The organism is Streptomyces sp. NPDC006294 (assembly GCF_042870895.1).
Lineage (GTDB): Bacteria > Actinomycetota > Actinomycetes > Streptomycetales > Streptomycetaceae > Streptomyces.
Map to the genome: position 1 here is coordinate 283,162 of NZ_JBIAHV010000003.1, position 12,519 is coordinate 295,680.

General features: G+C 72.6%; 10 protein-coding genes and 1 pseudogene. 3 read left to right on the forward strand and 8 right to left on the reverse strand.

Annotation, left to right across the window (positions count from 1 at the left end):
* Positions 1-225: 225 nt before the first annotated feature.
* Together ACFYOP_RS06840 and ACFYOP_RS06845 are read right to left on the reverse strand one after the other, a co-directional pair.
* A complete protein-coding gene (locus tag ACFYOP_RS06840) occupies positions 226-2,580 on the reverse strand; it encodes a PQQ-binding-like beta-propeller repeat protein (RefSeq protein ID WP_356899128.1) in 2,355 nt (784 codons plus the stop codon).
* A 438-nt stretch (positions 2,581-3,018) separates the two neighbouring features.
* Positions 3,019-3,801 (reverse strand): annotated as a pseudogene (locus ACFYOP_RS06845) (VOC family protein); the annotation flags it as partial.
* Positions 3,802-4,123: 322 nt separating this feature from the next.
* Here ACFYOP_RS06845 and ACFYOP_RS06850 point away from each other — a divergent pair.
* Both ACFYOP_RS06850 and ACFYOP_RS06855 read left to right on the forward strand, forming a co-directional pair.
* Positions 4,124-4,771, forward strand: a complete 648-nt coding sequence (locus tag ACFYOP_RS06850) for a TetR family transcriptional regulator (RefSeq protein WP_356899129.1) — start codon at positions 4,124-4,126, stop codon at positions 4,769-4,771.
* A gap of 178 nt (positions 4,772-4,949) precedes the next feature.
* A complete protein-coding gene (locus ACFYOP_RS06855; protein WP_356899130.1) occupies positions 4,950-5,426 on the forward strand; it encodes a hypothetical protein in 477 nt (158 codons plus the stop codon).
* A 24-nt stretch (positions 5,427-5,450) separates the two neighbouring features.
* Here the strand turns inward: ACFYOP_RS06855 and ACFYOP_RS06860 are convergent, their stop codons facing one another.
* The 3 genes from ACFYOP_RS06860 to ACFYOP_RS06870 are packed head-to-tail and all read right to left on the reverse strand — an operon-like array spanning position 5,451 to position 7,796.
* A complete protein-coding gene (locus ACFYOP_RS06860; protein WP_356899131.1) occupies positions 5,451-6,227 on the reverse strand; it encodes an enoyl-CoA hydratase/isomerase family protein in 777 nt (258 codons plus the stop codon).
* Positions 6,224-6,646, reverse strand: a complete 423-nt coding sequence (locus tag ACFYOP_RS06865; RefSeq protein WP_356899132.1) for an OB-fold domain-containing protein — start codon at positions 6,644-6,646, stop codon at positions 6,224-6,226. The genes ACFYOP_RS06860 and ACFYOP_RS06865 overlap by 4 nt, the downstream gene beginning before the upstream one ends.
* 1 nt (position 6,647) lies before the next feature.
* A complete protein-coding gene (locus tag ACFYOP_RS06870) occupies positions 6,648-7,796 on the reverse strand; it encodes a lipid-transfer protein (RefSeq protein WP_356899133.1) in 1,149 nt (382 codons plus the stop codon).
* 66 nt (positions 7,797-7,862) lie between these two features.
* Between ACFYOP_RS06870 and ACFYOP_RS06875 the strand changes: the two genes are divergently transcribed.
* On the forward strand, positions 7,863-9,428 hold the full coding sequence (locus ACFYOP_RS06875; RefSeq protein WP_356899134.1) for a FadD3 family acyl-CoA ligase: 1,566 nt from the start codon (positions 7,863-7,865) through the stop codon (positions 9,426-9,428).
* A 12-nt stretch (positions 9,429-9,440) separates the two neighbouring features.
* Here ACFYOP_RS06875 and ACFYOP_RS06880 read toward each other — a convergent pair whose 3' ends face one another.
* Genes ACFYOP_RS06880 through ACFYOP_RS06890 form a run of 3 tightly spaced genes read right to left on the reverse strand, consistent with a single transcriptional unit; the run spans position 9,441 to position 12,516 of the window.
* A complete protein-coding gene (locus ACFYOP_RS06880) occupies positions 9,441-10,673 on the reverse strand; it encodes a cytochrome P450 (RefSeq protein ID WP_356899135.1) in 1,233 nt (410 codons plus the stop codon).
* Entirely contained in the window at positions 10,670-11,908 is a 1,239-nt protein-coding gene (locus ACFYOP_RS06885) for a cytochrome P450 (protein ID WP_356899136.1), read from the reverse strand. Before ACFYOP_RS06885 ends, ACFYOP_RS06880 begins: the two co-directional genes overlap by 4 nt.
* Positions 11,905-12,516 carry an ATP/GTP-binding protein gene (locus ACFYOP_RS06890; RefSeq protein WP_356899137.1) on the reverse strand — a complete coding sequence of 204 codons (612 nt, stop codon included), beginning with the start codon at positions 12,514-12,516 and terminating at the stop codon, positions 11,905-11,907. Before ACFYOP_RS06890 ends, ACFYOP_RS06885 begins: the two co-directional genes overlap by 4 nt.
* Positions 12,517-12,519: the final 3 nt, after the last annotated feature.

Consider the following 12,519-nt stretch of genomic DNA (forward strand, 5'->3'; position numbering starts at 1 on the left):
GTCGGGTACCCCGCGAGCGCGATCCGGAACGCGCGGGTCCGCGTCGTCGACATGCGGGTGGGGCGGGTGCCGCCTGCGGCGGGCGTGTTCCCCCACTCTCCCTTTCCCGTAACCGGGCTCTGCCCGGACCCGCGCCTCCAACGCCGGCGAGGCTGACACGGTCGGCCCGGCCGGCGTTCGCAGGGGGAGGGTAGGGGACAAGGCCCGCGCAGCGGATCCGCCGCGTCAGCGAGAGCCGCGGCCCGTCGCCGTGCCCTTCACCGCGTCCAGCGCGTACACGCACCGGTCCTTGCTGCACGCGTACACCACCCCGTTCCGCGCCGCCGGCGACCCCGTGATCTCGCCGCCCGTCGCGAGCTTCCAGCGGAGCTGGCCGCCGCTCGCGTCGAGGGTGTAGAGCACGTGGTCCGCGGAGCCGAAGTGGACGCGGCCGTCCGCGACGACCGGGGCGCCGACGACCTCGCCGCCCGCGGCGAAGCGCCACATCGGGGTGCCGGTCACCGCGTCGAGCGTGTAGAGCGCGCTGCCGCTGCCGACATGGACGTTGCCCGCGGCGACCAGGACCGGCTCGCTGGACTGGCGGGACTCGGTCGCGATGCGCCAGCGGTCCTTGCCGGTCGTGGCGTCGAGCGCGTAGACGGTGCCGAGGTAGTCGGCGAGGTACACGCCGCCGCCGGTCACGGCGGGGCCGGGGGCGAAGGCCGGCGGGGAGAGGAACACGGCCGGGGCCTCGAAGTGCCAGCGCACCAGGCCGGAGGCGATGTCGAAGGCGAGCACGCGGGTGCCCGCGGAGACGTACACGTACCCGTCGGGCGCCGGCTGGACCCGAACGGGCACGTTTCCGCACGAGGCCGCGTCGCCGATCGGGTACGACCAGCGCTCGTCGCCGGTCCGGGCCTCCAGGGCGCGCAGCCGCGCGTCCTTCCAGACGTACACGGTGTCGCCGAAGATCGCGGGGCCGGCCTCCGGGGTCTCGAAGTCGGTCTGGGCGCCGGTGACCTCCCAGAGCTTCTCGCCGTTGGACGCCTCCCAGGCCTGTACGCCGCCGCCGCGGGTGCCGGTGAGGACCGTGCCGCGGTCGACCTTGAGGGAGTACACCCAGGCGTCGGTCCGGAGCCGCCACCGTTCGCTGCCGCTCGTGGCGTCCAGCGCGTACAGCGTCGGCCCGTCGGAGGCGTGGATACGGCCCGCGGCGACGGCCATCGCCCAGGCCACGTCACGGGTCTTGAACTGCCGGCGGCCCGTGCCCACGTCCAGGGCGTGGACCTCGAACGAGGTGACGTACAGCAGGTCGCCGTCGACGACCGGCGTGCCCCAGACATCGTTCGACATGCGGAAACGCCACGGCCGCCAGTGACCGGGACCGGGGTCGGGCGCCTGGGCGGGCGGCGGGACCGGCGCGGGCGCCGTGGCCACGGCGCCGGGCTCCGCGCCGTTCAGCCCGCCGGGCGGGCGGACCCAGCCGGTGGCGGGGGCGGCCTCGGCGAGCGCGGCGCGGCCGGCGTCCGCGACCCGTGGACCGGGGCCGATGGGCACGTTGGAGCCGGGCAGCCGTACGGGACCGCCGTCGGGCGCGACCGGCGGGGGCGGGGGCGCCTGCGGTGGTGCCTGCGGTGGTGCCTGCGGGGCGGGCGGCGGGGTCGCGGGCCGGGAGGGCGCGTGACGCTGGGCCGCGGCCGTGGCGCGGCCGCCGCCGCGACGGGTCTCGATCATGGCGTTGGCCCGTGAGGGCAGCCACGCGGAGGCGGTGCCGCTGTCGTCGCCGCCGGACGAGAAGAGGTGCGGCGCGAGCTGTGCCTGCAGGTCCTCGGGGGTCGGCCGCCGCGCGGCCTCCATCTGCATGCAGGAGTCGATCAGCGGCCGCAGCTCGTCGGGCAGCCCCTCGAGGTCGGGTCCTTCGCGCAGCAGCATGAAGACCGTCTCCACCGGGTTCGCGCCGTGGAAGGGGGCGTGCCCGGTGGCGGCGAAGACGAGGGTGGAGCCGAGCGAGAAGATGTCGCTCGCGCCGGTCACGCTGCGGGAGTCACGCGCCTGCTCGGGCGACATGTAGGCGGGGGTGCCGACGGCGACGTTGGTCATCGTCAGCCGGGTGTTGGAGACGCCGGACGCGATGCCGAAGTCGATGACCCGGGGCCCGTCCTCGACGACCAGCACGTTGGACGGCTTGAGGTCGCGGTGGACGAGGCCCGCGCCGTGGATGGACTGCAGGGCCTCGGCGATGCCCGCCGCGAGCCACCGCACGGCCTGCGCGGGCAGCGGCCCGCACTCGTTGACGACCTCCTCGAGCGAGGGCGCCGGTACGTACGCGGTGGCCAGCCACGGCACAGCGGCCCGCGGGTCGGCGTCCACCACGGCGGCGGTGTAGAAGCCGCTGACCGCGCGGGCCGCCTCCACCTCGCGCGTGAAGCGGACGCGGAACAGCTGGTCCTCGGCGAGCTCGGTTCGCACGGTCTTGATCGCGACCCGGCGGCCGGATGCCGACCTCGCGAGATAGACCAGTCCCATGCCGCCGGCACCGAGCCGGCCCAGCACCTCGAACGGACCGATCCGTCTCGGGTCGTGCTGCGTCAGCTGCTCCATACTTGCGTGCCACCTCCCCGTACGGGCTCCCACGAATTGAAGCCCGTCACATACAGCCCCGTGCAGGGTCTCACCATCGAGACCCTCAGCGGTGAGCACCCTGATTCTTCCTGTCCGGGGCCACGGTTGCGAACCCGGGGGCGGATCGGGGTGTCTCACCGCGATTCGGGCACTTCTGTGAGGCCGCCGTACGACCGCGCCGCCCTCGCCGGCAAGGCGCGCGGTGAGGACTCAGCCCGCTTTCCGGCGGGCGGTGCCGCCGGGGTCCTCGGCCTCGTGCTCGTCGGCGCCGGGGGTTTCGAAGGGCCTGGTCACGGCCGCTTCCGGCTCCTTCGCGGGGTCAGGCGCCGGCGGCTCGAACCGGTGGGATCCGCGGCTCCCGGCCGTCTCCTCGTCGCGCTGCTCCCGGCCGGGCGCCGCCGACCGGTCCGGCTCGGCGAGCACCGCGAAGACGGCGCCCTGGTTGTCGCCGAAGGTGGCGATCCGGCCGTACGGGGTGTCGGCGGGCGCGCTGCGGACCCGGCCGCCGAGCCGGGCGACGGTCTCCGCGGCCGCGTCGCAGTCGTTGACACAGAAGTAGACGAGGAAGTGGCCGGGCATCTCGGGAGGGAACTCGTCGGTGAACACACTGCGGCCGCCGACGGCGGTCGCCTCGCCCGGTTCCGTGCCGGCGGGTGACCACATGCGGAAGCCCGCCATGGGGCCGGTCAGGTCCGTGCCCTGGAAGCGGAACACCGACTCGTAGAAGGCGTCGGTGCGCTCCGGGTCCCTGGTGTACACCTCGGTCCAGCAGTACGAGTTCGGTTCGCCGTGCTTCTCGAAGCCCGTACGCCGGTCCGCCTGCCACAGGCCGAACACCGCGCCGCCGGGGTCGGCGACGACCGCGGAGGTGCCGTTCCGGCCGGCGGGCAGCGGGTCGCTGATCACCTGGCCGCCCTGTTCGGTGATGCGCCGGCCGAGGGCGGCGGCGTCGGGGGTGGCGAAGTAGACGCCCCAGACGGTGGGCATCCGCCCGTCCCGCTTGGGGGTCAGCGCGGCGACGAGGCGTCCGTCGCTGTACGCGTCGGCGTGCCGTGCGCGTGCGCCGCCGCCGGGGACCTGGCCGCCGCCCCCTTCGGTGAAGGTCCATCCGAAGAGCTCGCCGTAGAAGCGCTTGCCCGCCTCCACGTCGGGGAGCGATGCGTCCACCCAGCACGGCGTGCCCTCTGTGAATGCGGCCATGGACCTGATTCCTTCCCTGGGTGCGGCGCCCGGTGCGGTACCTGGCGTGGTACCCGGTGTGGTGCCCGTCACTTTCAAGCTAACGGCGCAGCGCGCGGTGCGCGCGGAATCAAATCGAACCTTTGAACGGAAAGGCCCTGCTTTGCGGTGGGGGAAGTGGTTGGGGGTGGACGTTCGAAGCCGATCAGGGCGGGGCTGATTTCGCTGAGTTGTCCACCGAAGTTGTCCACAGGCTGTTGATAACACTATTGCGCTCTGTGGTCGGCACCCCATTTGCAGTCGGCCGAATCGCGCCCCGATCACCCCTCGGTAAGCTGACGGCATGACAGGACAAGTGCGCACCGTCGACGGCCGGGTCGCGGGACGACGCGGCCAGGCGACGCGGCAGAAGCTGCTCGACTGCCTCAGCGAGATGCTCAGTTCCTCGCCCTACCGGGACGTCAAAGTCATCGACGTGGCCCGGAAAGCGGGCACTTCGCCCGCGACGTTCTATCAGTACTTCCCCGACGTCGAGGGCGCCGTACTGGAGATCGCGGAGGAAATGGCCAAGGAAGGCGCTCAGTTGACCGAATTGGTCTCCGGGCGTTCCTGGACCGGCAAGGCCGGCTGGCAGACCGCGGAGGAACTCGTCGAGGGTTTCCTCGATTTCTGGCGTCGCAACGACGCGATCCTCCGGGTCGTCGATCTCGGTGCGGCCGAGGGCGACAAGCGGTTCTACAAGATCCGTATGAAGGTCCTGAACTCGGTCACCAACTCCCTCACGGACGCCGTCAAGGAGCTTCAGGGCAAGGGCAAGGTCGACAAGGACGTCAGCCCCGCGGCGATGGCCGGGTCTCTGGTGGCGATGCTGGCGGCCGTCGCCTCGCACCAGAAGGGCTTTACGACCTGGGGCGTCAAGCAGGCCGAACTCAGGTCGAATCTCGCCCTGTTGGTGCACCTGGGCATTACGGGCAAGAAGCCGACGAAGTAACCGCGGGGCGGAGTGGTCCGCCCCGCCCCGCACATGAGTCCTGTCACGCCGACGGCGGCCGCCCCACGGGGCGGCCGCCGTCGGCGTGCGTGGGCCGGAGGCCGCCGTTGCCGCTGCTAGGGTGACGTGCGCTTGTCAATCGAGCCCATCTACCGACACTTTCAACGGGGGTTGAAACGTGAAGATCCGTCATGTGCGGGCCATCGCTGTCTTCGGCATCGCCATCGTCGCACTGACCGGAGCCCGCGGCTCCGGCGGCGGCTGCGACAACTCCAGCAGCAGCTCCAGCAGCTCTTCGAGCAGCGGCGGCTCCAGCGGTTCGGGCGGCTCGGGCGGTTCGGTGCCCGGCGGCTCCAGCGCCGACAAGGCCGCCCGCGATGTGAGCATCACCGAGTGCAAGTACGACCCGGCGGCGAAGAACCTGACCGCGAAGATCAGCATCGACAACAGCGGCGCGCTGGACTACGACTACAACGTCACCATGAAGTTCACCGGCGGCGCCGGCAGCACCGTGGTGCCCGCCACCGCGACGAAGACCGGGATCGCCGTCGCCGCGGACGCCACCCGGACCGCCGAGCTGACCACGCCGTACACCGGCTCGGGCGACGGCTCGGAGTACACCAAGTGCGAGGTCACGCGGGTCAGCCGGATCTGAGCCCCCGGCCGGGTCCCCAGGGGCTCAGCGCAGCCGGAAGCCGCCCCTGCCCCGCCCGCTCGTGAACAGCTCGGCCTGCCGCTGTGGCGGCAGGTTGCCGAGCGCGACCAGGTGCGGGGCATGGGCGAGCGCCCGCGCGCGCGACGCCTCACCGGCCGACCACACCGCGCGGACCGTCCCCTGGACGGCGTCCGTCGGGTGCGAGGCCACCACCGCCGCGGCCCGCAGCGCCGCCGCCACGGCACCGCCCGGCCCGGTCAGCTCGGAGACCAGGCCGATCTCGTACGCACGGCGGGCCGTCAGCCGTTCCGCCGTGCCCATCAGGGCCGTCCTGGCGACCTCGCCGGCCGGCATCCGCTGCGCCAAGTAGACGGTCTCGTAGGCGCTGACCATGCCGTACGTCGTGTGCGGGTCGAAGAACGTGGCCTCCCGCGAGGCGATCACGAAGTCGCTCTCGCCGAGCAGATAGAAGGCGCCGCCGCAGGCCATTCCCTCCACGGCGGCGATCACCGGTTTCCACAGGTCGTTGGCCTTGGGGCCGACGGTGAGGAGCGGGTCGTCCACCGAGTAGGGGGAGGGCGGCTGCGGGACCTCGGCCGAGCGGTCGATGCCCGTGCAGAACGCCTTGCCGCCCGCGCCGGTGAGCACGACCGCGCGCACCGACGTCTCGTGGCGGAACTCCCGCCACACCGAGCGGAGTTCGGCCGCCGTCGCCAGGTCGATCGCGTTGTGCCGCGCGGGCCGGTCGAGGGTGACCAGCGCGACGCCGGTGTCCTCGTCCGTCTCCACCCGGACGCTCATGAGCGCTCCAGCAGCCAGCGCGGCATCGCGTCGCCGTCGAACACCACGCGCACCCCGGCGCCGATGCGCAGCCGGGCCGGGTCGACCGAGTTCAGCGGCGCGTCCGGGGCGGCCACCACATTGCCGACGAGCCGGATGCGCGGGGCGTCCGCGAGTTCCACGACGACCGCGTTGTAGGGGGCCTGTTCGGCGTAACCGGGGAGCAGCGGCGGGTGGGGGAGTACGTACGACCAGATGCGGCCGCGGCCGTTCATCCGGTGCCACTCGACGGCGAACGAGCCGCAGTGCGGGCAGCAGGGGCGGGGCGGGAAGCGCAGCTCGCCGCAGCCGGGGGCGGCGCAGGCCTGGACGCGCAGCTCGTCGCGGGCCGCGTACGCCCAGAACGGGGCGCCGTCGTCGTCGATGACCGGTCGCAGCATCTCAGCTCCTCAGCAGCAGTGCCGATGTCGGTACGCCCTCGCCGGCGGTCACCAGGCAGGTCTCCGCGCCCGGCACCTGGGCGGTCGAGGCGCCGCGCAGCTGCGCGACGCCCTCGGTGATCAGGTTGAAGCCGTGGACGTACGCCTCACTGAGGCCGCCGCCGCCGGTGTTCAGCGGCAGCCGGCCGCCGATCTCCAGCGCGCCTCCCTCGGTGAAGGCGGCGCCCTCGCCCCGGCCGCAGAAGCCGTAGCCCTCCAGCGACAGCGGGATCAGCGGGGTGAACGCGTCGTAGATCTGCGCCACGTCCACGTCCTCGGGGCCGAAGTCGGCCTGCTTCCACAGCTGCCGTGCCGCCGTCCACGCGGGTCCGGTGAGCGGGTCGTCGTTCCAGTAGTTGACCATCCCGTGGTGCTGCGCGGGCAGGCCCTGGGCGGCGGAGTGGACGTACACGGGCCGCTGCCGGCAGTCGCGGGCGCGCTCGGCGCTCACGACCACGCAGGCGAGCGCGCCGTCGGTCTCCAGGCAGTTGTCGAAGAGGCAGAGCGGTTCGCTGATCCAGCGGGAGGTCATGTACATCTCGCGGGTCAGGGGGCGTTCGTACATCATCGCGGCGGGGTTCTGGTTGGCGCGGTTGCGGCAGGCGAGGGCGACGTTGAAGAAGTGGTCGCGGGTCGCGCCGTACTCGTGCATGTAGCGGCGGGCGAGCATCCCGATCTCGTCGGCGGGCCGCAGCAGGCCGAAGGGCCGGGTCCACTGGGCGGGGGTGGGCAGTTGCGCGGCCGTACTCGTCCAGGGGCGGGGTCCGGAGCCGCGTTTGCGGGACCGCCAGGCGACGCCCACCCGCGCCTGGCCGGTGGCGACGGCCGCGGCCAGGTGCGCGACGGTGGCGCAGGAGCCGCCGCCCCCGTAACCCGCCTTGGAGAAGAAGGTGACGTCGCCGGCGCCGATGGCCTTGGCGACCTCCACCTCGTCGGTCTCCTCCATCGTGTACGAGGCGAAGCCGTCCACCTCGCAGGGGGAGATGCCGGCGTCGTCGAGCGCGGCGAGGATCGCGCGGCAGGCCAGGGTCCTCTCCGGCTCCGGGAGCCGCTTGGCGAAGGCCGTCCGGCCGGTTCCGACGATCGCTGCCTTGTCCTTGAGGGTCGCCATGGCCGGAGCGTACAGCTAATCTGACGTACCGTCAGCTAGTGCGGACGGCCGTACAGGAGGCATGCGATGCGACGCGGCGACCTGGAGTGGGGCACCATCCCGAAGCTGGTGCGGAGCGCCGCGCGGCGGCACGGCGGGCGCGAGGCCGTCGTCGACGGCCGCACCCGGATCTCGTACGCGGAGCTCGGCGAACGCGTCGAGCGCGCCGCCGCCGCGTGCATCGCCGCCGGCATCCAGAAGGGCGACCGGGTCGCGATCTGGGCCCCCAACACCCTCGACTGGATCGTCGCCGCGCTCGGCGCCGTGAGCGCCGGCGGCGTGCTCGTCCCGCTCAACACCCGCTTCAAAGGAGCCGAGGCCGGCTACGTCCTGCGCCGCTCCCGCGCCCGGCTCCTCTTCGTCACCGGCACCTTCCTCGGCACGTCCTACGTCGCCTCGCTGCGCCGCGCGGACGTCGAACTGCCCGACCTGGACCAGGTCGTCGTCCTCGCCGACACCGCACCCGAGGACTACCGCACCTGGAAGGACTTCCTGGCGGGCGGCGACGGCGTCCCCGCCGCGACGGTGCGTGAACGGGCCGGGACCGTCACGGCGGAGGACCCGTCCGACATCGTCTACACCTCCGGCACCACCGGCCGTCCCAAGGGCGCCGTCATCACCCACGCCCAGACCCTGCGCTGCTACGACCTGTGGAGCGAGCTGGCCGGGCTGCGCGAGGGCGACCGCTATCTCGTGGTGAACCCGTTCTTCCACACCTTCGGCTACAAGGCCGGTGTCATCGCCTGCCTCACCCGCGGCGCCACGATCGTCCCCCAGTCCGTCTTCGACGTGGACACCGTCCTCGCCAACATCGCCGCCGAGCGCATCTCCGTGCTCCCCGGCCCGCCCACCCTGCACCAGTCGCTGCTCGACCACCCGGCCCGCGACCGGCACGACCTGAGCGCCCTGCGCCTCGTCGTCACCGGCGCCGCCGTCGTCCCCCTCCGACTGGTCGAGCGGCTGCGCGGCGAACTGCGCGTCGCCACCGTCCTGACCGCGTACGGCCTCTCCGAGGCGAGCGGCATCGTCACCATGTGCCGCCGGGACGACGACCCGGGCACCGTCGCCACCACCTCCGGGCGGGCGATACCCGGCACCGAGGTCCGCGTCCTCGCCGCCCCCGGGGAGCCCGGCGAGATCCTGGTGCGCGGACACAACGTCATGCGCGGCTACTTCGAGGACCCGCAGGGCACGGCCGCCGCGCTCACCCCCGACGGCTGGCTGCGCACCGGCGACGTCGGCGTCCTCGACGCGGCGGGCAACCTGCGGATCACCGACCGGATCAAGGACATGTTCATCGTCGGCGGCTTCAACGCGTATCCGGCCGAGATCGAGCAGCTGCTCGGCCTGCACCCCGACATCGCGGACGTGGCCGTCGTCGGCGTGCCCGACGCGCGGCTCGGCGAGGTGGGCAAGGCGTACGCGGTCCGCCGGCCCGGCTCGACGCTCACCTCCGACGACCTGATCGCCTGGTCACGGCGGGAGATGGCGAACTACAAGGTGCCCCGGCAGGTCGAGTTCGTCGCCGGGCTGCCGCGCAACGCGAGCGGAAAGGTCCTGAAGACCGAGCTCCGCTCGCGCCGCGGCGGCTGACCTGCGGCCGGTTCAGCCCTGGAGGCGGACCGGGATCTCCTGCCAGCCGTACGCGATGAACGACGGCACCTGCTTCAGCTCGCCGTCCTTGAACGCGGGCGCGAGTCCGGGGAAGCGGTCGAAGAGCGCGGGCAGCGCGGTGATCGCCTCCATCCGGGCCAGCGGGGCGCCGATGCAGCGGTGCACGCCGACGCCGAAGGACAGATGGTCGTCGGCCGCCCGCATGGCGTCGAAGTCGGCCGCCGTGGCGCCGTAACGGGCCGGGTCGTTGCCCGCCGCGGCGTACGTCGTCAGGATGGCGTCGCCGGCCGGGATCACCACACCGTCGACGGTGATGTCCGAGACCGCGAAACGCAGCGGCAGGCTCGCGATGGACGGCCGGACGCGCAGCACCTCCTCGACCACCCGGTCCCAGCCCAGCTCACCGGCCCGTACGGCGGCCAGCTGCTCGGGGTGCTCGAGCAGCGCGACGACGGCGTTGCCGATCAGGTTGACCGTCGTCTCGAAACCGGCGCCGATGACGAGCAGCAGGGTGTGGAGCAGCTCCTCCTCGCCGAGCCGGTCGCCGTCCTCGTCGCGGACCTTGATCAGCTCGGTGGTCATGTCGTCGCCCGGGTTCTCGACCTTGTGGGCGATCAGCGAACCGAGGACCGTGACGATCTGCTCCTGGACGAAGGCGCCGTGCTCGGGGCTCGGGTCCGAGGTGTCCATGATCGCGGCGATCAGCCGGGCGGTGCCGTCGACCAGATGGTCCGGCACCCCGAACAGCTCGCAGATCATCCGCATCGGCAGCGGATGGGCGAACGCGGCCTTCACGTCCACGACCGAGCCGTCCGCCCCGGCGGCCTCCATCCCGGCCAGCAGCTCCTCGGTGATGGCCTCGACCCGGTCGCGCATCGCCTCGGTGCGGCGGGCCGTGAAGCTGGGCGCGACGAGCTTGCGCAGCCGGGTGTGGTCGCTGCCGTAGGTGGAGAGCATGTTCGTCACGCCGACCCAGCCCAGGATCCAGGCCCAGTCCGGCTGCTCGCCGATCGTGGGGAAGAGCGACCAGTGCTTGCGCGGGTCCTTGCTGACCCTCGGGTCCAGGATCAGGGACTTGAGGGTGTCGTGACCGGTGGGCGCCCAGGCGGGGATCCCGCCCGGCAGCTCCACGGGCACCACCGGTCCCAGCGAGCGCAGCCGGGCGCTCTCGGCGACGATGTCGGCGCCGAACGGATCGATGGCCACACGGGTGGACGCGGTCATGCGCGGTCTCCTGCCTGGTCGGGGCTGCGAGGGGTGAAGCCGACGGGCAGCGCCGTCAGCGATCGGTGGAAGGGGCCGGGCCGCCAGTCGAGCCGTTCGCGCGGCACCAGCGGCCGCAGGTCCGGCAGCCACTGGGTGAGACGTTCGATGGACTCCGTGGCGATCAGCAGCGCGGGCTGCTTCACGGGGCACGAGTGCGGACCGGCGCCCCAGGACATGTGCGAGGCGTCGTGCGGATGGTGCGCCCCGGCGAAGTCCCGCTCCGCGAAGTGGCCCATCGCGCCGAAGGAGATGACGATGGGCACGGCGGCCTGGAGCCACATCCCGTGGAAGCTCGTCGACTCGCGCGCGAAGTGCACGCCGTAGTTGGCGAGCGGGGTCTCGTAGCGCAGCACCTCCATGACGGCGTCCAGCACGGGACGCGAGCCGGAGGTGAGGGTCGAGTAGTAGGCGGAGTTGCCGAGGATGCGCGACAGGGCGTTGGAGATCAGGTTCGCCGAGGGCTCGTGGCCCGCGCCGAGCATGAGGAACACCTGCCAGGTGACCTCCTCCGGGGTGAGTCCCAGGGGGTGGTCGAGCAGCCGGCTGGTGAGGTCGTCGCCGCGCTCGGCCGTCTTGGCGCCGATCAGCTCCATCACGTACTTGCCGTACTCGGCCTCGCCCTCGGCCGCGCGGTCGCCGCCCTCCATCATCTGGCCGAGCGCCGCGTCCAGCCGGCCCGATTCGCTGTCGGGCAGTCCGAAGAGGTTGTTGAAGATCAGCGCCATCATCGGGCGGGCGAACTGGGTGACCAGGTCGGCCTCGCCGTCCGGCCCGAAGCGGGACACCAGGAGGTCCACGGACCGGTGCACCCGCTCCCGCAGGTCGTGCGGCTCCACGAGGTCGAACGCGTCGAGCAGGGTGCGGCGGTAGCGGATGTGCGCGTCACCGTCGGAGAACAGGGCGTTGGGCCGCCAGCGCATCATGCCGAGGACCGGCGAGTCCTCCGCGACCGTCTTCTCCCAGGGCCGGGGGTCGACGGAGAACGACTCGGTGTCGTGGAGCAGATCGAGCGCGGCGCGCCGGTCGGTGACGATGTACGCGGAGACGCCGGGGGCCAGTTCGGCCCAGCCGACCGGTCCCTGGGCACGCAGCGTCGCGTAGTAGGCGAACGGGTCGGCGGCGAAGCCGTCCTCCCACAGGCGTACCGGGGCGGACAGCGTGAACGCGTCGGCGCGGGCGGGGTAGGCGGTCACCGTTCCTCCGGGGTCATCCGGTCGATGAGGTGCTGGACGAGGGCGAGCAGCGCGTCGACGGACGCGTTGGTGTCGCGGGCGTCGCAGGTGACGAGAGGGGTGTCCGGCTCCAGGTCGAGCGAGCGGCGCAACTGCTCCTCGGTGTACTGCTTGGAGTCGGGAAACGTGTTCAGCGCGACGGCGTACGGCACGCCCGACTCCTCGACGAGGCCGAGGACGTCGAACGACTCGTCGATCCGGCGGGTGTCGACCAGGACGAGCGCGCCGAGCGCCCCGAAGGCGATGTCGTCCCACAGGGCGCGGAAGCGCTCCTGGCCGGGCGTGCCGAACAGATACAGGACGACCGAGTCGCCCAGCGAGACACGGCCGAAGTCGATGGCGACGGTCGTCGTCGTCTTGTCGCGGACACCGGCGAGATCGTCGACCCCGGCGGACGCCTCGGTCAGATGCTCCTCGGTGTGCAGCGGGCGGATCTCCGACACCGAGTCGATCAGGGTGGTCTTGCCGACCCCGAACGGGCCGGTCACCAGGATCTTCACCAACTCCCTGGCGGTGTCCGGCAGATGCAGCCCGTGCTGGGCGGCGGGCGGGGCGGACGCGCTGGACATCCG

What these genes read in the sequence shown, in the direction of transcription:
- ACFYOP_RS06875 (WP_356899134.1), top strand. Translation starts at nt 7,863, where the DNA reads ATGCGACGCGGCGACCTGGAGTGGGGCACCATCCCGAAGCTGGTGCGG.
- ACFYOP_RS06850 (WP_356899129.1), top strand. Translation starts at nt 4,124, where the DNA reads ATGACAGGACAAGTGCGCACCGTCGACGGCCGGGTCGCGGGACGACGC.
- ACFYOP_RS06880 (WP_356899135.1), bottom strand. Translation starts at nt 10,673, where the DNA reads ATGACCGCGTCCACCCGTGTGGCCATCGATCCGTTCGGCGCCGACATC.
- ACFYOP_RS06865 (WP_356899132.1), bottom strand. Translation starts at nt 6,646, where the DNA reads ATGCTGCGACCGGTCATCGACGACGACGGCGCCCCGTTCTGGGCGTAC.
- ACFYOP_RS06890 (WP_356899137.1), bottom strand. Translation starts at nt 12,516, where the DNA reads ATGTCCAGCGCGTCCGCCCCGCCCGCCGCCCAGCACGGGCTGCATCTG.
- ACFYOP_RS06840 (WP_356899128.1), bottom strand. Translation starts at nt 2,580, where the DNA reads ATGGAGCAGCTGACGCAGCACGACCCGAGACGGATCGGTCCGTTCGAG.
- ACFYOP_RS06860 (WP_356899131.1), bottom strand. Translation starts at nt 6,227, where the DNA reads ATGAGCGTCCGGGTGGAGACGGACGAGGACACCGGCGTCGCGCTGGTC.
- ACFYOP_RS06870 (WP_356899133.1), bottom strand. Translation starts at nt 7,796, where the DNA reads ATGGCGACCCTCAAGGACAAGGCAGCGATCGTCGGAACCGGCCGGACG.